Origin of the sequence: Microbacterium lemovicicum, from assembly GCF_003991875.1 — a bacterium.
GTDB lineage: Bacteria > Actinomycetota > Actinomycetes > Actinomycetales > Microbacteriaceae > Microbacterium > Microbacterium lemovicicum.
Map to the genome: position 1 here is coordinate 2,116,054 of NZ_CP031423.1, position 16,380 is coordinate 2,132,433.

A 16,380-nucleotide genomic window follows, 5' to 3' on the forward strand; every position below is an offset into this window, starting at 1 on the left:
GCGGCCCGCGACTTTAGACTGGAGGGCTATGTCCGTCCCGGAACCCGTCCTCTTCTTCCCGCCGGAGCTGCCCGTCAGCGGCGCGCGCGAGGAGATCGCGCGCGCCATCCGCGAGTCGCAGGTCGTGATCGTCGCGGGCGCCACGGGGTCGGGCAAGACGACGCAGCTGCCGAAGATCTGCCTCGAACTGGGCCGCACGCGCATCGCGCACACACAGCCGCGCCGCATCGCGGCCCGCACGATCGCCGAGCGCATCGCCGAGGAGATGCACGTGCCGCTCGGCACCACCGTCGGCTACAAGGTGCGCTTCACCGACAAGGTGCAGGACGACACCCGCGTCGCACTGATGACCGACGGCATCCTGCTCAACGAGATCCACCGCGACCGCCTGCTGCGCAAGTACGACACGATCATCGTCGACGAGGCCCACGAGCGGTCGCTGAACGTCGACTTCCTGCTCGGGTACCTGCGCCGTATCCTCCCCCGGCGCCCCGATCTCAAGGTCATCGTCACGAGCGCGACCATCGACCCCGAGAGCTTCGCGAAGCATTTCGCGGATGCCGCGGGCACGCCCGCGCCGATCGTCGAGGTGTCGGGGCGCACGTACCCGGTGGAGATCCGCTACCGCGGACACGAGGACGCCGACGCCGAAGAGGACGACGACGAGACGGACGCGCCGGCGAAGGGCCGCGCGAAGCCGAGCCGGCGCCGGTCACCGTCCACGGCCCGCGACGACGACGAGGACGACGTCGGAGCCATCGTCGCGGCGCTGCGCGAGCTGGATCGCGAAGCCCCGGGCGATGTGCTGGTCTTCCTCCCCGGCGAGGCCGAGATCCGCGACGCGGCGGAGGCCGTCCGCGGCGCCTACGCCGGAGACGCGGCGCCCACGGAGGTACTCCCGCTCTACGGTCGCCTGAGCTCGGCCGAGCAGCACCGGGTGTTCGAGCGCTCCACCGTGCCCGGCGTCCGACGCCGGGTCATCCTGGCCACGAACGTCGCCGAGACCAGCCTCACCGTCCCCGGCATCCGCTACGTCGTCGACACCGGCACGGCGCGCATCTCGCGCTACAGCAGCCGCACGAAGATCCAGCAGCTCCCCATCGAGGCCATCTCGCAGGCGTCGGCGCAGCAGCGCTCCGGACGCGCGGGCCGCACGGCCGACGGCATCGCGATCCGGCTCTACGCCGAGGACGACTTCGCCCGGCGCCCGGAGTACACCGAGCCCGAGATCCTCCGCACGAGCCTGGCGTCCGTCATCCTGCAGATGCTCTCGCTCGGCTTCGGCGACATCTCCGCGTTCCCGTTCCTGACGCCGCCCGACTCGCGCGGCGTCAAGGCGGCCCTCGAGCTGCTCGTCGAGCTGGGCGCCGTCGAGGCTGGCGGTCGGAGCGAGCGGAGCGCGACCCTGACCGAGCGCGGCCGCGAGATCTCCCGCCTGCCCATCGACCCGCGCTTCGCGCGCATGCTGCTCGAGGCCCGCGCAACCGGCGTGCTGCCGACGGTCCTCGCGATCGTGGCGGGCATGTCGATCCAGGACGTCCGCGAGCGCCCTGAAGAGCGCCGAGAGGAAGCCGACCGCCTGCACGCGCGGTTCGTCGACCCGTCAAGCGACTTCCTCACGCTCCTGAATCTCTGGAACCACCTGCAGGAGCAGCAGTCCGCACTCGGGTCCAGCGCGTTCCGCCGGCTGTGCCGGTCGGAGCACCTGAACTACGTGCGGGTCCGCGAATGGGTGGACGTGCACCGCCAGCTGCGCTCTCTCATCGGCGCCGGTCGCGGATCAGATCGCGACGGCGTGACGGCGGGCGACCCCGACACCGTGCACCGCGCGATCCTGTCGGGACTGCTGTCTCAGATCGGCGTGCTCGACGAGCGCACGAAGGCGAAGGCTCCGGCCGGCGGACGCCCCGCTCCCGGGGAATACGTCGGCGCCCGCGGCGCACGCTTCGCGATCTTCCCGGGGTCGGGCCTGAAGAAGAAGCGGCCGTCCGCCGTGATGGCGGCGGAACTCGTCGAGACGTCCCGCCTCTTCGCCCGCACCGTCGCCGCGATCGATCCCGCGTGGGCGGAGCCGCTGGCCGGCGACCTCGTGAAGCGTCAGCTCAGCGACCCGCACTGGTCGAAGGACGCCGGCGCTGCGGTCGCCGCCGAGAAGGTCACGCTCTTCGGCGTCGAGATCGTGCCGCGACGCCGGGTGCAGCTCGCCCGCTTCGATCGGGCGCTCGCCCGCGAGCTCTTCGTCCGGCACGCCCTCGTCGAGGAGGAGTGGGACGTCTCCGCACTCGACAAGCGCCTCACCGCCTTCCTCCGCCGCAACGTCGAGCAGCGCCGCCGCCTCGAGAAGATCGAGGAGCGCGAGCGTCGCCGCGACATCCTCGTCGGCGACGAGGCGGTCTTCGCGTTCTACGACGGGCGCGTGCCCCACGACGTCTTCGACGCCCGCTCGTTCGAGACGTGGTGGAAGGATGCCGCAGCCCGCACGCCACGGCTGCTCGACCTGACGGAGGCCGACCTGCTCGAGGGCGGTGCCCGCCGCGACGATCGCGACTTCCCCGCTCGATGGACGCAGGGCGATCAGGTGCTCACCCTGGCCTACCGCTTCGAGCCCGGAGCGCCCGACGACGGCGTGACCGTCGTCGTGCCGCTGGCGCTGCTCGCGCAGCTCCGCCCGGACGGCTTCGACTGGCAGGTGCCCGGTCTCCGCGACGAGCTGGTGACCGCGCTGCTGCGCGCGCTGCCGAAGGTCATCCGCCGCAACGTCGTCCCCGCCGCGGACTGGGCCGCCACCTTCGCCGACGAGCTCGCCGGGCAGGGCCCGGAATCCCACGACGGGATGCCGGAGCTCACGCTCCGTCAGGCGCTCGCCCGACTCGTGCAGCGCGTCGCGAACCAGCGCGTGTCGGAGGACGACTTCGAGGTCGAGCGGGTGCCCGGGCACCTGCAGGTCTCGTTCCGCGCAGTGGACGAGCGCGGACGCACCGTGGGCTCCGACCGCGACCTCGTCGCGCTCCAGCAGCGGCTCGCCGGCCGCGCGCGCACCACGGTCGAACGCTCGCTGGAGCGGTCCCGCGAACCCGGCGCCGTGACGCGGCCGGCCGCCGCCCACGCCGGTCCGCCGCTCCCGGCCGGCGCGCCCCTCGTACGCTCCGGACTCACCGACTGGACGATCGACTACCTGCCCGAGGTCGTCGACACGCGCGTGGCCGGCGGCGTCGTGCGCGGATACCCGGCGCTCCACGACGAGGGGGCGACGGTCGCCGTCCGCATCGAGACGACCCCGGAGGAGGCCGCGCGCACGACGCGGGCGGGCGTACGGCGGCTGCTGCTACTGAACGTCGCCTCCCCCGCGCCGTACGTCCTGGAGCATCTCACCTCCGCCGAGAAGCTGGTGCTCGCCGCGTCGCCGTACCCGTCCGCCAAGGCGCTGATCGAGGACGCCCGGCTGGCCGTCGCCGATGCCGTCCTCGATCGCGTCGCCCCGGATGGAATCGTGCGCACCAAGGCCGACTTCACGCGCGTGCGCGACGAGCTCTCGTCGGTGGTCGTCGACGAGCTGTTCCGGACGGTGTCGCTGACCGCGCGCATCCTGACCCTCTCGCGCGAGGTGGACCGCGCTGTGCGCGGCCAGAACTCGCTGACCCTGCTGGGGGCGCTCAACGACGTCCGCGGGCAGCTGGCCGGCCTCATCTTCCCGTCCTTCGTCTCGCGCACCGGCATCGCCCGCCTCGCGCACCTGCCGCGATACCTGCAGGGCATGGTCGACCGGGTGACCGGGCTCACCGACAATCCCGGACGCGACCGCCAGCGCATGACGGAGTTCGAGCGGGCGGCCGCCCTCTACGCCGATGCCGGCGGCACGATCCCCCTCGCTGCCGACGCGGCGCCGGCCCTCGCCCGCGCGCGCTGGCTGCTGGAGGAGCACCGGATCAGCCTGTTCGCACAGCGGCTCGGCACCGCCGAGCCCGTCTCGCTGCAGCGCCTCACCAAGACCCTCGCGGGCGGGTGAGCCGCGGCATCCGTCACGGGGATAGGGTGTCGCTCGGAGAGGCAGGTGCGACATGACCACAGCCATCGCGTACACACGACTCGGCGGCCCCGAGGTGCTCGAGCCGATCGAGGTGCCCGAGCCCGTCGCGGGCGAAGGGCAGGTGGTCGTCGACGTGCAGGCGGTCGGCGTGAACCCGATCGACGCCAAGCTGCGCTCGGGTCAGCGACCCTCGGACCCGATCGTCGAGCCGCGTCGGATCGGCTCGGATGCCGCGGGCACCGTCAGCGCGGTGGGCGAAGGAGTCGAGGGGTTCCGCGTGGGAGACGCCGTGATCGTCTCGGGCGGCAACGGCACCTACGCGTCGCGCATCGCCGTGTCCGCGGACGCGGTCTGGCCCCGGCCGCCCGCCGTGCCGGCGCCCGTCGGCGCGGCGCTGGGCATCCCGGTCGGCACGGCCTATCAGGCGCTGCGCTCGCTCGACGTGGGCGCCGGCGACACCCTCCTCGTGCACGGCGGCTCGGGCGCGGTCGGCCAGGCCGTGATCCAGTTCGCGCGCCTGTGGGGCGCGACGGTCATCGCGACGTCGTCCGAGTCGCGCTTCGACCGGGTGCGGGCGCTCGGCGCCGAACCCGTCGTCTACGGCGACGGCCTCGCCGATCGCGTTCGCGCCGCGGCGCCGCAGGGCGTCACGGTGGCGATCGACGCGGCCGGCACCGACGAGGCGATCGAGACGTCGATCGAGCTCGTCGCCGACCGATCCCGTATCGCCACGCTCGTGCGCGGCAAGGACGCGGCCGGCTACGGCATCCGCGCGTTCAGCGGCGGCGGCCCGACGCCGCTGACCCCGCGTCAGCTGGCCTGGCGCGCGGAGGCGATGCCGGTCGTGCTGGCGCTGCTGGCCGCCGGCGCGTTCGACGTCGAGCGGGGGCCGGAGTTCCCGCTCGCCGACGCCGCCGACGCGCACCGGGCGCTGGACGGCGTGCGCGGGAAGATCGTCCTCCTCCCCTGAGGTCTGCCCCCGCCCGGGAACGAGCTCAGCGCCGCCGGGTGCGCGAGCGCGGCGAGTCGGAGCACCCTACCCCTGGGCGGGTGCGACGGGGCGTCCGAGCGACAGCATGAGCCGGTTCGCCCAGTTGAAGAACGCCGCGCCGTGGATGACGTCTGCGATCTCGACGTCGTCGAGACCCGCCGCGCGCAGGCGTGCGACGTGCTCGGGTCCGAACGACAGGGGGGTGACGGTGAGGGCAGCCGCAGCATCCGTGATCGCGTTCCAGCGCTCCCCGAGGTCGGCCTGGACGCCCTCCGCGAGCAGCAGGTCGACGACGTCGGGCTGCTTCGAGTAGTGCGCGGCGAACCGCGCGTGCACCGAGGCGCAGAAGACGCAGCCGTTGACGCGGGAGGCCGCAGCCGCCGCCAGCTCGCGATCGGCCCGCGGCAGGCCGCCGGCGACGTTGTAGAAGATGTCCTTGTCGACGAGGGTGCGCGCGCGCAGCACCTCGGGGTCGCGCGCGAGCAGCCGGAAGTAGTCGCTCGTGTCGCGGTTGCGGTCGACGAGTCCGTCGTAGTGGCGATCGGTCAGCTCGTCCACGGCGAGCGGGTGGAGCCACGGCAGCCAGCCGACCTCCGCGCGCGTGAAGGCGTGCGGGTGCGGTGCGTCGTGCGTGAGGAGCTCCGTCGTGTCCAGAGCGGTCGTGTCGGTCATGCGGCGTCCTGTCGGTCGGTGTCGGCGAGCACGCGGAGCCCGTGGGCGACCCGCTGCTGGAAGGCGAGGAAGGCGATGAGCTGCGAGAGGGTGACGATGCCGTCGACGCTCCATCCGGCACTCCGCAGCTCGGCGAGCGCGGTGTCGTCGGCCTCGCGCGGGCGGAAGGTCAGCAGGTGGGCGTGCACCAGGGCGGCGGCGAGCCGCTCCCCCAGCTGCTCCGCCACCTCGGCCGAGGGCCGGTAGCGGGGACCATCGGTGCTCTCCTCGCGCAGTCCTTCCTCGCGATACGCGCCGTACGGACCGGATGCCGCGGCTCCCGCCGCCTCGGCGAGCACGATCGCCGCGCGCTCGGCGCCGGCGACCTCGACCGCATGCCGGGCGTGCCACGCTGCCGTCGCGTCGTCGGCGGTCAGCCGCGTGGCGAAGGCGGCGACGAGCGCGCGCTCGGCGACCGCGAGGTGCGTGTCGTCGACCGGCTCGAACAGAGCGTCGTGGCTGGCCTGCAGCTGCTCGCGCGTGACGGGGCGGCGCCGGCGCAAGACGTCGATCGTCCCGTCGGCGCGGACGCCGGCGAGTTCGTCGAGGACGTCGGTGGGAGGGGTCATGCGTGATCCTTTCCAGAGGTGGTGAGGGAGGCGGCATCCCGTGTCGTCCAGCCGAGCGAGGGGGCGACCTCGGTCGCGAAGAGCTCGATGGAACGCAGGATGAAGTCATGCGGGGCGTCGACGGAGTGCACCTGGAAGGCGACCGCGGTGGCGCGCTCGAGGGTGGCGTCGGCTGCGAGCGAGGCGGCGACCTCCTCGGGCGTGCCGAGGTGCGTGTCGAGCGAGTCGATCAGCTCGTCGAGCGTCTCCCCCGGGATCGTCTGCCCCTGCCGGCGGAAGTTCGCGGCGGCGCGGCGGAGGCCGATCTCGGCGAAGCGGAGGGCGTCGGCGCGGTCGTCGGCGACGAAGACGGTGCGGGACGCGGTGATCCGCGGCGCGACGCCCGCGGGCAGGGCCTCGAGGTAGGCGTCGACGATCGGCTGCTGCAGGTCGGCGAGCGGCGCCCCGAGCCGGTCGGCGGGACGCGGCTGGGTGCGCGAGAGCAGCAGCCCGTCGCCCGCGACACCGGCCCGCGCGCCGCCCGGTGCCGAGAAGGTCGCCTGCCAGATGCGCTGGTCCAGCGTGCCCGCCGAGGGGTAGATCCGGTTGCCGGCGCCGACGTCCTCACCCCGCAGCGCCGCCCGCAGCACGCGCAGCTTCTCGGCGTGGACGGCGGCCTTGTCCGAGGCGTCGAGTCCGAACGGCACGAACGACGACGGCGTGCCGCCGGAGCCCAGCCCGAGGTCGATCCGGCCGCCCGACAGCAGGTCGGCGACCGTGGCGTCCTCCGCCACCCGGACGGGCTCCTCGAGGGGAAGTGTCACGACGCCCGTGGCGAGACGGATCTCGCTCGTGTGGGCGGCGGCGTGCGTGAGGAACACGAACGGCGACGGCAATCCGCCCTCACCCTCGGTGAAGTGGTGCTGCGCGACCCAGGCGCGCTGGATGCCGAAGCGCTCCGCGTGACGGATCTGATCGGTGCCCAGCCGGTACCGCTCGTCTGCGGGGACGTCGTCGAGCAGTCGACTGAAGAAGGCCAGGGTGGGTGCGCTCATGCGGCGACCTCCGATCGTCCGGGCACGGCTGCCAGCAGCTCGCGCGTGTAGGGGTGGGCGGGGCTCCGGAAGATGTCCTCCGTCGCCCCCTCCTCCATGATCCGCCCGCGCTGCATGACCGAGACGGTGTGGCTGATGCGACGCACCACGGCGAGGTCGTGCGAGATGAACAGGTAGGTGAGGCCGAGCTCCGACTGCAGACTCTCCAGCAGCTCGAGGATGCGCGCCTGCACCGTCACGTCGAGCGCCGAGACCGCCTCGTCGAGCACGACGACGTCGGGACGGATGGCCAGGGCCCGGGCGATGGCCACGCGCTGGCGCTGGCCGCCCGAAAGCTCCCGCGGCGTGCGCGTGAGGACGTCGCCGGGCAGCGCGACGCGGTCGATGAGTTCGGCGACGCGGGCGCGTCGCTCGCGAGTGCTGCCGTCGCGGAAGTTCTGCAGCGGCTCCCCCACGATGCGGGCGATGCTCTGCCGCGGGTCCAGCGACGAGAACGGGTTCTGATAGACGAGCTGGATGCTGCGGCGCAGCCGTCGGAGGGCGTCGCCCTTCAGCCCCGCGACGTCGACGCCGTCGAGTTCGATCGACCCGGCGTCGGGGTGGAGGAAGCGGGTGATCAGCCGGGCCGTCGTCGTCTTGCCCGACCCCGACTCGCCCACGAGGGCGTGCGTCGTCCCCCGTCGCACCCGGAACGAGACATCGTCGACCGCGCGGAAGGGCTCACGGCCGCGCGTCGCGAACTCCTTCACGAGGCCGCGCGCGACGACGGCGAACGGGTTCTCGGCGGAGGCGGCCGCGGCATCCCGCAGGTAGAGCGGCGCCTTCGGCCGCACCAGTGTCGACGCCAGCGCGGGCGCGTCGGCCAGGAGCTGACGCGTGTACGGGTCACGCGGGTCCGCCAGCAGCGCCGCGGTCTCACCCTGCTCGACGATCGACCCGTCCTTCAGCACGACGATCCGCTGCGCGCGATCGGCGGCGACGCCGAGGTCATGCGTCACCAGGAGCACCGACGTACCCTCCTCCCGACGGAGGTCGTCGAGGAGATCCAGGATGCGACGCTGCACCGTGGCATCCAGGGCGCTCGTCGGCTCGTCCGCGATGATCAGCCGCGGCCGCAGCGCCACCGCGATCGCGATGAGCACCCGCTGGCGCATGCCGCCGGACAGCTCGTGCGGGTACTGCCGCGCCCGCAGTGCCGGGTCGTCGAGGCCGACGCGCTCGAGGAGCTCGAGCACGCGTGCGGTGTTGGTTCGGCGATCGCGCGCCCCGTGCACGCGGAGGATCTCGGCCACCTGCACGCCGATCGGACGGACGGGGTCGAGCGACGCGCCCGGGTCCTGCGGCACGAGCCCCACGTGCGCGCCGCGCACCGAACGCAGCCGGCGCGGGCCCCAGCCGGCGATGTCGAGACCTTCGAGGCGGACGGCTCCGGCATCCACGCGTCCCCCCTCGGGGAGGAGCCCGACCAGCGCGTGCGCGGTCGTGGACTTGCCCGAGCCGGACTCGCCGACGACGGCGAGCACCTCGCCGTCGCCGACGCCGAACGACACGTCGTGCACGACCTCACGACGACCGTGACGCGGGGCGGCGTACGACACCCGCAGTCCGTCGACCTCCAGAACGGTCATCGCGTGCTCCTTCCGAGCGACTGGCTGATGCGGTTGGCGCACAGCACCAGGACGACCACCACGAGGCCGGGCAGGGTGGTCAGCCACCACGCCGTCGAGACGTAGTTGCGCCCCTCGGCGATGAGCAGGCCCCACTCGGGGGTCGGCGGCGGAGCACCGTAGCCGAGGAAGCCGAGCGTGGAGATGGCGAGGATCGCAGCGCCGAACTGCAGCGCGGCGAGGCCCACGACCGCCGTGAGGGAGTTGGGAAGGACGTGACGCAGCAGCACCGAGAGGAAGGTGCCGCCGCTGCCGAAGGCCGCCTCGACGTAGTCGGTGCGGCGCACGCGCACCACCTCGGACCGCGACAGGCGGGCGAAGGAGGCGACGGAGCCGATGCCCACCGCGATCGCCGCGTTCACCGTGCCGAACCCGAGCAGGATGATGATCGACAGCGACAGCAGCAGGCCGGGGATCGACAGCAGCACATCGACGGTGCGCATGAGGATGTCGTCCAGGATGCCGCCGACGGTGCCCGCGACCACGCCCAGCGCGGTACCCAGCGTGAGCCCGACCGTGACCGCGATCAGCGCCCCCGACAGCGAGTGGATCGCGCCGAAGACGACCCGCGCGTACACGTCGCGCCCGATCGCGTCGGTGCCGAACCAGTGCACGGCGCTCGGGGGCAGGAGCTTGTCGGCCGGTACGCCGTCGATCGGATCGTAGGAGGTGAAGATACCGGGGACGACCGCCCACAGGACCCCGACGGCGATCACGGCGATGGCGAGGACCAGAGTCCACGAGGCGCCGCGGCGCGCGGCCCACGCCCAGGCGGCGGACGCACGGCGCGGTGGGCGGTCTCCCGAGCCACCGGCTCGCCGGACGATCGGGTCGAGGACCGTCCCGATCTCCTCGTCGCGGCGGGCCGCGTCCACACCGGTGGACGGCAGGATGGATGCGCTCACGCGGTCACCTCCGAGGTCGTGGCGGGCAGGCGCACACGCGTCCGCCGGGCACTCAGGCGCAGCCGGGGGTCGAGCACCGGATAGAGCAGGTCGACGGCGAGGTTGACGACGACGAAGGAGAGGGCGGCGAGCACCACGATGCCCTGCAGCACGGGGATGTCCTGATTCGCGACCGCCTGCTCGGTGAGGCGCCCGATGCCCGCGCGTCCGAACACGGTCTCGGTGACCACCGCTCCCCCGATCAGCTCGCCCAGCAGGACACCGGCGATGGTGAGGGTGGGCAGGATCGCGTTGCGCGCCACCGAGCGCCACAGCAGCCACGACTCCGACGCACCCTTGGCCCGCACGACCGTCGCGAACGGCTGCAGCCGCACCTCGTCGATGCTGCGCACGAGCACCTGCGCGAGCGGGGCCGAGATCGGCACCGCGAGCGTGAGGACCGGCAGGACGAGCGCCGCCACCGGGTCGGCCCCGACGATCGGCACCCAGCCGAGTCCGAACGAGAAGACCTGGATGAGCAGGATGCCGAGCCAGAACACCGGCACCGACACGAACAGGCCCGGCAGGGCGCGCAGCGCCCCCCGCAGCCAGGCGAACGGTGCGAGGGTCGACAGGAACGCGATGGCGCCCGCGAGGAGCGCCGCGACGCCGAACCCCAGCGCGGCGAGCGCCGCGGTGGCCGGCAGCGCGTCGGCGATCAGGCGCAGCACCTCGGTGCCGTACTGGGATGAGTAGCCGAAGTCGCCGCGGACGTAGCCGCCGAGTGTGTGCAGGTACTGCTGCCACACCGGCACGTCGGCGCCGTAGAGCGCGCGGATGTCGGCGATCTGCTCCGGCGAGAGCCCCAGCTCGGGGCTCTCGAACTTGATCAGGATCGCGTCGCCCGGCAGCAGCTGCAGGAGGAGGAAGGTGGCCGTGAAGGCCGCGATCAGGACGATCGCGGCCTGCCCGGCGCGTCGGAGCGCGTAGCCCATGTCAGCCCTTGTCGCCGAGCCACACGTCGTAGAACAGCGGACGGGCGACGGATTCGAACTCGACGCCGTGGACGTACGGCGCGACGCCGTAGACCTGCGGCTCTTCGAACAGCGGGATCACGTAGGCCTGCTCGGCGAGGTAGTCCTGCACGGCCTGGGAGTCCTCGATGCGGGCGGCCGGGTCGGGGTCGCCCGCGACGTTCAGCAGCAGCTGGTCGAGCTGCGCGTCGTCGGAGAGCAGCGTGTTCCGGTTCTTGGTGAAGAACTGGCTCTTGATGACGTCGAGATCCGCGCGCCCGACCATCGAGTGGTACAGCGGGGTCTTGAGCGGATCCTTGATGTCGGCGGCGTAGGTGCCGGAGTCGGCGGCCTTCACGTTCAGCTCGACGCCGATCTTCTTCAGCTGCTGCGCCACGAGCTCCAGCGTCTGCTTCGACAGCGGCTGCGGGGCCGCCTCGTACACCGTGAGCGACAGGCGCTGGCCGTCCTTCTCGCGGATGCCGTCCGAACCGGCCGTCCAGCCGGCCTCGTCGAGGAGCGTCTCGGACTTCTCCGGATCGTAGGCGTAGAACGCCGACTCGTCCTTGTACCCGGGCGCACTCGAGCTGAGAGCAGAGGTGGCCTTCGGGTAGTTCGCGGTGAAGAGCGTGTCGACGACCTCCTGGGCGTCGACACCGGCGACGAGGGCCTGGCGCACCCGCAGGTCGCTCAGCAGCGGGTTCGTGAAGCGCAGGCTGAGCCCGTTGTTCACACCGCGGGTCTGCGGAGCGAACAGCTGGAAGCCGGAGGATTCGACCCGCGGCTCGTCGAACGCCTGGACGTAGCGGATGTAGTCCGCCTGGCCCGCGAGCAGCGAGCCGATCCGCACGCTGTCCTCGGGGGTGACGATGATCTTCACGGCGTCGACGTACGGCCGGCCCTGGTGGCCCTCGGTCGCCGGCGCCCAGTCGTAGTCGTCGCGTGCCGTCAGCGTGATCTCGGTGCCGATCTTCTCGTCGGTCGCGGTGAAGGGGCCGCTGCCGATGATCTTCTCCGCGTTGCCGGCACCGAAGTCCTCGAGCGAGAGGTCGAGGGTGGCCGGCGAGACGAGGCCGGAGGTGATGGTCGAGGTGGCCTGCAGGAACCCGGGCGCGGCAGCGGAGAAGCGGAAGACCACCGTGTCGGCGTCGACGACCTCGCTGGAGGCGTAGTTGTTGATCGCCTCGGAGACGGTCAGTCCGCGGTCGGGGGCGCCGAGACCGTACGTGTCGAAGTTCTTGGCCACCGCCGCGGCATCCAGCGGCGTGCCGTCGGAGAAGGTGACGTCGTCGCGCAGATCGAACGTGTACTCGGTGGCGTCGGCGTTCACGGTCCAGTCGGTCGCGACCCACGGCTCGATCTCGAGCGTCTCGGGGTTCTGCCACGTCAGGCGCGCGTTCAGGTTGTTGACCAGACCGCCGTTCGGGTAGAAGCCGGCCTGCGGCGGGTAGAGGTTCGTGTACGCCTGGTGCTCGAGGTAGGTGAGGGTTCCCCCGGTGACGGGGTCGCCGGCCGGGGCGGCCGAGCCGGTCGGCGCGCTGCCGGAGGCGCAGGCCGTGAGGGTGGCGACGACCGCGACGGCGAGGACGCCGGCCGCGGCGCGGAGGACGGGACGATTCATGGAGGGCTCTCCTGGGGCACGGGGGTGGTGCGGGACGTCGGCCACGCTACGGAGCCGTCGGACCGGCTGCCGAAGATGACGACACGGCAGGACACCGGCCGTCACGGAGCGTCACGGGGCGTCACACGGACGCCTCGTGAGGCGCCTCAGGATGCTGCGGCGACCGCGGTCGTGTACGTCAGACGCGGTGCGCCCAGGCCCAGCCGGTCGCGCAGGGTCGCGCCGGAGCGGCCGAGGAGACCGCGGGTACGGAGCTCGGGCACGGCCAGGGTGGCGAAGGCCTCGAACTGGCCGGGCTGGAAGGCGGAGAGCACGTTGAAGCCGTCGGCGGCCCCGGCGTCGCGCCAGCTCTCGAAGTGGTCGGCGATGGTCGCGGCATCTCCGACGACGAAGGCCGCCGGCACCGCGTGCGCGGCGACCAGGTGCCGCCAGGTGAGGGCGGTCTCGTCACGATCGGCGCCCGCGCGACGGCCGGTGCGCTGAGCGACGAGCTCCACGATGCGGGTTCCCGTCGCGCCGAACTGCGCCACGACGCCCGGGGTGACGACGTCGTCCAGTCGAGCGGTGCGGGCCTCGTGGTCGACGGAGAGCTCGATCGCGTCGAGGAACCCCGTCAGCGTCCGCCCCGAGGGGAACCCCGTCCGCTCTCCGTGCCGGTCGGCGAGCGGCACCAGCTGCAGCAGCCGGTCGACGACGGCGCGGGCCGCGGCATCCGTCTCGGCCACGACCGGCAGCACCGGGGCGATCACCTTCACCGAGGCGGGATCCCGTCCGGCGGCGGCCGCGGCGGCGCGCAGCTCGGCCCGGGCGATGCGGGCGGCGTCGATGTCGGGCGCGGCGATGAGCGCGAGGTCGGCCTCGGAGCCGGCGAGGGCGCGCGAGCGCGGCGACGTGCCGGCGTGCACCAGCGGCAGGTGGCCCTGCGGCGGCCGGGCGACGTTCAGCGGACCCTCGACGCGCAGCGCCGCCCCCTCGAACGCCGCGGGCCGCAGGCGGTCCGGATCGATGAGCACCCCGGAGTCGCGGTCGGCGATCCAGGCGCCCTCGTCCCACGACTCCCACAGCCGCCGCAGCACCTGGACGAACTCCTCCGCCCGGTCGTAGCGGCCGGCGTTGTCGGCGTGCGCGTCGCGGCCGTGGTTGCCGGCTGCGCGGGGCTCCGCGCCGGTGACGAGGTTGACGCCGCCGCGGCCGCCGGTGAGGAGATCGAGGGATGCGGTGGCCCGGGCCGTGGCGTACGGGTCGGCGTAGGTGGTGTTCACGGTCGCGATGAGGCCGATGCGCTCGGTCACCGACGCCAGGTAGAGCACCGCGCTGATCGGGTCGATGCGGGCGAGGAGATACGGGTCGCGGAACTCGAGGTCGGGGCCCGTGGCCAGCCAGTCGCCGAAGAAGAGGTAGTCGAGGTCGGCGGCCTCGGCGACCCGTGCGATGCGGCGCAGGATCGCGGCGTCGTCCGTCGGATCGGCGTGCGCCCCGGGGTGGCGCCACCCGGCCGGATGCGCGCCGAGGGTGCGCACCATGGCGCCGAAGATCAACGGCTCGGTCATGCCGGCGCTCCGCCGTGCGGCTCCGCGCCCGTCGCCACCGGCCGGCCCGGCGTCTGGGACCACTGGCTCCACGAACCGGGATAGACCGTGACTTCGATGCCCGCGAGTGCTCCGGCGAGCGCGGCGTGAGAGGCCGCGATGCCGGAGCCGCAGTAGGCGGCGACGGGAACGTCGTCGCGCGCGCCGGCGCCGGCGAACGCCGCACGGAGCTCGTCCGGCGAGCGGAAGCGCCCGGCGTCGGTGAACGAGGGAGTCGGAAGGTTGACGGCGCCGGGGATGTGCCCGGCCACGGGGTCCATCGGCTCGGTCTCGCCGCGGTAGCGCTCGGGGGCGCGCACGTCCAGGAGCACGCCGTTCTCAGGCCAGGCGGCGGCCTCGTCGATGTCCAGGCCCGGGAGAAGGGGCTCGAGGTCGACGTCGCCGGGGACGGGGACGACCTGTCCCTCTTCGAGCGCGCGGCCGTCGCCGGTCCAGGCGCGCAGACCGCCGTCGATTACGCGGACGTCCGTGATGCCGCTGCGACTGAGAAGCCACCAGGCACGGGCAGCCGCGACGGATCCCGCATCGTCGTAGACGACGACCGTGTCACCGTTCGAGACACCCCACCGGCGTGCGGCCGCCTGCAGCGTGTCGCGGTCGGGCACGGGGTGACGTCCGTCCTGCGGGGCGCCGTGGGTGGACAGCTCGTGGTCGAGGTCGACGTACACGGCGCCGGGGATGTGCCCGGCACGGTAGGCGATGCGGCCGTCGGGGGCGTCCAGTCGCCATCGCACGTCGAGCACGCGGACGGCGTCTTCGGCGGCGATCAGCTCGGCCAGGTCGGCGGGTGTCGTGAGAAGAGGCATGCGGCCATCGTGCCCCGCCGCGGCCGGGTCCCGGCAGGCGCCCGGCAACAGTTCGACACACGCCCGCCGGCGCCGCGGCATCCGTCCGTCGCGTCAGGACGCGGCGATGAGGGCCCGGTAGAAGCCGATGCCCCGCAGCCACGACGACACCCGGATGCGTTCGTTGTGGGAGTGCAGCGCGTCGCGCTCGGCTCGGCTCATCGCGAACGGCGTGAAGCGGTAGACGTGCGTGCTCAGCTCGGTGAACCAGCGGCTGTCGCTGGCCCCGAGCTGCAGGTAGGGCGTCGTCACGACGTCCTGGCCGAGCGTGTCGCGCACGGCGCCCGCGAGTCGGCGCCACTCCTCGCCGCGCCAGGGTGAGACCGGCGAGGGCTCGGACGCGTGCCGCACCACGACCTCGACGGCCGGGTCGTCGATCGCGCGGCGGACGTGCGCGACGGCGCCGATCGACGAGTCCCCGGTGAGCAGTCGGATGTTCACCGAGGCGCGCGCGGTCGTCGCGAGCACGTTCTCCGCGGGGGCGCCGCTCAATTCTGTGACCACCGCCGTCGTGCGCACGAGGGCGTTCGTCTCGGGGCCGAGCCGGGTGAGGGCGGCCGCGACCAGCGGCGCCGTGACGCCGAGCGATCCGAAGACCGCGCTGAGCGGCCGGGCGGCGTGCGGGGCGACGGTGGCGAGCATCGCCCGCACCGGCGGGGTGATGCGCGCGGGGAACGGATGCCGGTAGAGCCGGTCGATGGCACGGGCGAGGCGCACGGTGGCCGGGGTGGCCGGCGGCGTCGAGGCGTGCCCGCCGTCCTCGCGGACGACCAGCTCGAGCGTCATCACCCCGCGCTCGGCGACGCCCACCATGGCGGTGGGCACCGAGACGCCGGGGAGCACCCCCTCCACGACGGCCCCGCCCTCGTCCAGCACGAGACCCGGCCGCACGCCGCGCTCACGCAGGAGGGACACGATCGCCCGCGCGCCGTCGCCGGCGGTCTCCTCGTTGTGGCCGAAGGAGAGGTACACGTCGCGCTCCGGCGTCACCCCCTCGGCCAGCAGCTGCTCCACGGCCTCGGCGACGGCCACCAGCGCGCCCTTGTCGTCGATCGCCCCGCGGGCGTGGATCGCGGCATCCTCCCCGTCCCCGACGAGATCCGCGGCGAACGGCCCGTGCTCCCACTCCTCCTCGACGACCGGCACGACGTCGTAGTGGGCCATGAGCACGAGCGGCGCCGACGCGGAGCGGCCGGGCCAGCGGTACAGCAGCGAGTGACCGGCGACGACGTCGCGCTCGAGACGCGCGTGCAGCAGCGGGTAGAGGTCGGCGAGGGCATCGGCGAACTCGTCGAAGCGCGCCCAGACGGTGCGCGCCTCGTCGACGTGGGACACCGTCGGAATGCGGAGCAGATCACGGAAGCGGTCGACCGGGGATGCCACGGCCCGAGCCTAGCCGCGCGGGCTCCGCCGACGCGGGCGGGCGCCG

12 protein-coding genes are annotated in these 16,380 nt (G+C 73.3%); 2 read left to right on the plus strand and 10 right to left on the minus strand.

Going from position 1 to position 16,380, the window contains the following annotated elements:
• Positions 1 to 28: 28 nt before the first annotated feature.
• Entirely contained in the window at positions 29 to 4,006 is a 3,978-nt protein-coding gene (gene hrpA / locus CVS47_RS09950) for an ATP-dependent RNA helicase HrpA (protein WP_127095935.1), read from the plus strand.
• Positions 4,007 to 4,058: 52 nt separating this feature from the next.
• Entirely contained in the window at positions 4,059 to 4,997 is a 939-nt protein-coding gene (locus CVS47_RS09955; RefSeq protein WP_127095936.1) for a quinone oxidoreductase family protein, read from the plus strand.
• Positions 4,998 to 5,063: 66 nt separating this feature from the next.
• Here CVS47_RS09955 and CVS47_RS09960 read toward each other — a convergent pair whose 3' ends face one another.
• The 10 genes from CVS47_RS09960 to CVS47_RS10005 form a co-directional block, all read right to left on the minus strand.
• Entirely contained in the window at positions 5,064 to 5,690 is a 627-nt protein-coding gene (locus CVS47_RS09960; protein ID WP_127095937.1) for an alkylhydroperoxidase domain protein, read from the minus strand.
• Entirely contained in the window at positions 5,687 to 6,298 is a 612-nt protein-coding gene (locus CVS47_RS09965; RefSeq protein ID WP_127095938.1) for a CMD domain protein, read from the minus strand. Before CVS47_RS09965 ends, CVS47_RS09960 begins: the two co-directional genes overlap by 4 nt.
• Positions 6,295 to 7,332: a putative FMN-dependent luciferase-like monooxygenase gene (locus CVS47_RS09970; protein WP_127095939.1), complete on the minus strand. Its 1,038-nt coding sequence runs from the start codon at positions 7,330 to 7,332 to the stop codon at positions 6,295 to 6,297. The genes CVS47_RS09965 and CVS47_RS09970 overlap by 4 nt, the downstream gene beginning before the upstream one ends.
• Positions 7,329 to 8,960 (minus strand): dipeptide ABC transporter ATP-binding protein, encoded by a 1,632-nt coding sequence (locus CVS47_RS09975; protein ID WP_127095940.1) that lies wholly within the window; start codon positions 8,958 to 8,960, stop codon positions 7,329 to 7,331. Before CVS47_RS09975 ends, CVS47_RS09970 begins: the two co-directional genes overlap by 4 nt.
• The gene (locus CVS47_RS09980) at positions 8,957 to 9,847 is read right to left on the minus strand and encodes an ABC transporter permease (RefSeq protein WP_127097304.1); all 891 of its coding nucleotides are present in this window, start codon (positions 9,845 to 9,847) and stop codon (positions 8,957 to 8,959) included. Before CVS47_RS09980 ends, CVS47_RS09975 begins: the two co-directional genes overlap by 4 nt.
• Positions 9,848 to 9,900: 53 nt before the next feature.
• Positions 9,901 to 10,878 carry an ABC transporter permease gene (locus CVS47_RS09985; RefSeq protein ID WP_127095941.1) on the minus strand — a complete coding sequence of 326 codons (978 nt, stop codon included), beginning with the start codon at positions 10,876 to 10,878 and terminating at the stop codon, positions 9,901 to 9,903.
• A gap of 1 nt (position 10,879) precedes the next feature.
• A complete protein-coding gene (locus CVS47_RS09990) occupies positions 10,880 to 12,517 on the minus strand; it encodes a TIGR04028 family ABC transporter substrate-binding protein (RefSeq protein WP_127095942.1) in 1,638 nt (545 codons plus the stop codon).
• A 146-nt stretch (positions 12,518 to 12,663) separates the two neighbouring features.
• Complete coding sequence (locus CVS47_RS09995) at positions 12,664 to 14,067, minus strand: NtaA/DmoA family FMN-dependent monooxygenase (RefSeq protein WP_127095943.1); 1,404 nt, start codon at positions 14,065 to 14,067, stop codon at positions 12,664 to 12,666.
• Positions 14,064 to 14,912 carry a sulfurtransferase gene (locus CVS47_RS10000; RefSeq protein ID WP_127095944.1) on the minus strand — a complete coding sequence of 283 codons (849 nt, stop codon included), beginning with the start codon at positions 14,910 to 14,912 and terminating at the stop codon, positions 14,064 to 14,066. The genes CVS47_RS09995 and CVS47_RS10000 overlap by 4 nt, the downstream gene beginning before the upstream one ends.
• A 93-nt stretch (positions 14,913 to 15,005) precedes the next feature.
• A complete protein-coding gene (locus CVS47_RS10005) occupies positions 15,006 to 16,334 on the minus strand; it encodes a M20/M25/M40 family metallo-hydrolase (protein WP_127095945.1) in 1,329 nt (442 codons plus the stop codon).
• Between the last annotated feature and the right edge of the window lie 46 nt (positions 16,335 to 16,380).

Bases quoted from the DNA above. Each gene is read 5' to 3' on its own strand.
- CVS47_RS10000 (WP_127095944.1), bottom strand. From the start codon at position 14,912: ATGCCTCTTCTCACGACACCCGCCGACCTGGCCGAGCTGATCGCCGCC.
- CVS47_RS09970 (WP_127095939.1), bottom strand. From the start codon at position 7,332: ATGAGCGCACCCACCCTGGCCTTCTTCAGTCGACTGCTCGACGACGTC.
- CVS47_RS09955 (WP_127095936.1), top strand. From the start codon at position 4,059: ATGACCACAGCCATCGCGTACACACGACTCGGCGGCCCCGAGGTGCTC.
- CVS47_RS09990 (WP_127095942.1), bottom strand. From the start codon at position 12,517: ATGAATCGTCCCGTCCTCCGCGCCGCGGCCGGCGTCCTCGCCGTCGCG.
- CVS47_RS09995 (WP_127095943.1), bottom strand. From the start codon at position 14,067: ATGACCGAGCCGTTGATCTTCGGCGCCATGGTGCGCACCCTCGGCGCG.
- hrpA (WP_127095935.1), top strand. From the start codon at position 29: ATGTCCGTCCCGGAACCCGTCCTCTTCTTCCCGCCGGAGCTGCCCGTC.
- CVS47_RS09985 (WP_127095941.1), bottom strand. From the start codon at position 10,878: ATGGGCTACGCGCTCCGACGCGCCGGGCAGGCCGCGATCGTCCTGATC.
- CVS47_RS09960 (WP_127095937.1), bottom strand. From the start codon at position 5,690: ATGACCGACACGACCGCTCTGGACACGACGGAGCTCCTCACGCACGAC.
- CVS47_RS09975 (WP_127095940.1), bottom strand. From the start codon at position 8,960: ATGACCGTTCTGGAGGTCGACGGACTGCGGGTGTCGTACGCCGCCCCG.
- CVS47_RS09965 (WP_127095938.1), bottom strand. From the start codon at position 6,298: ATGACCCCTCCCACCGACGTCCTCGACGAACTCGCCGGCGTCCGCGCC.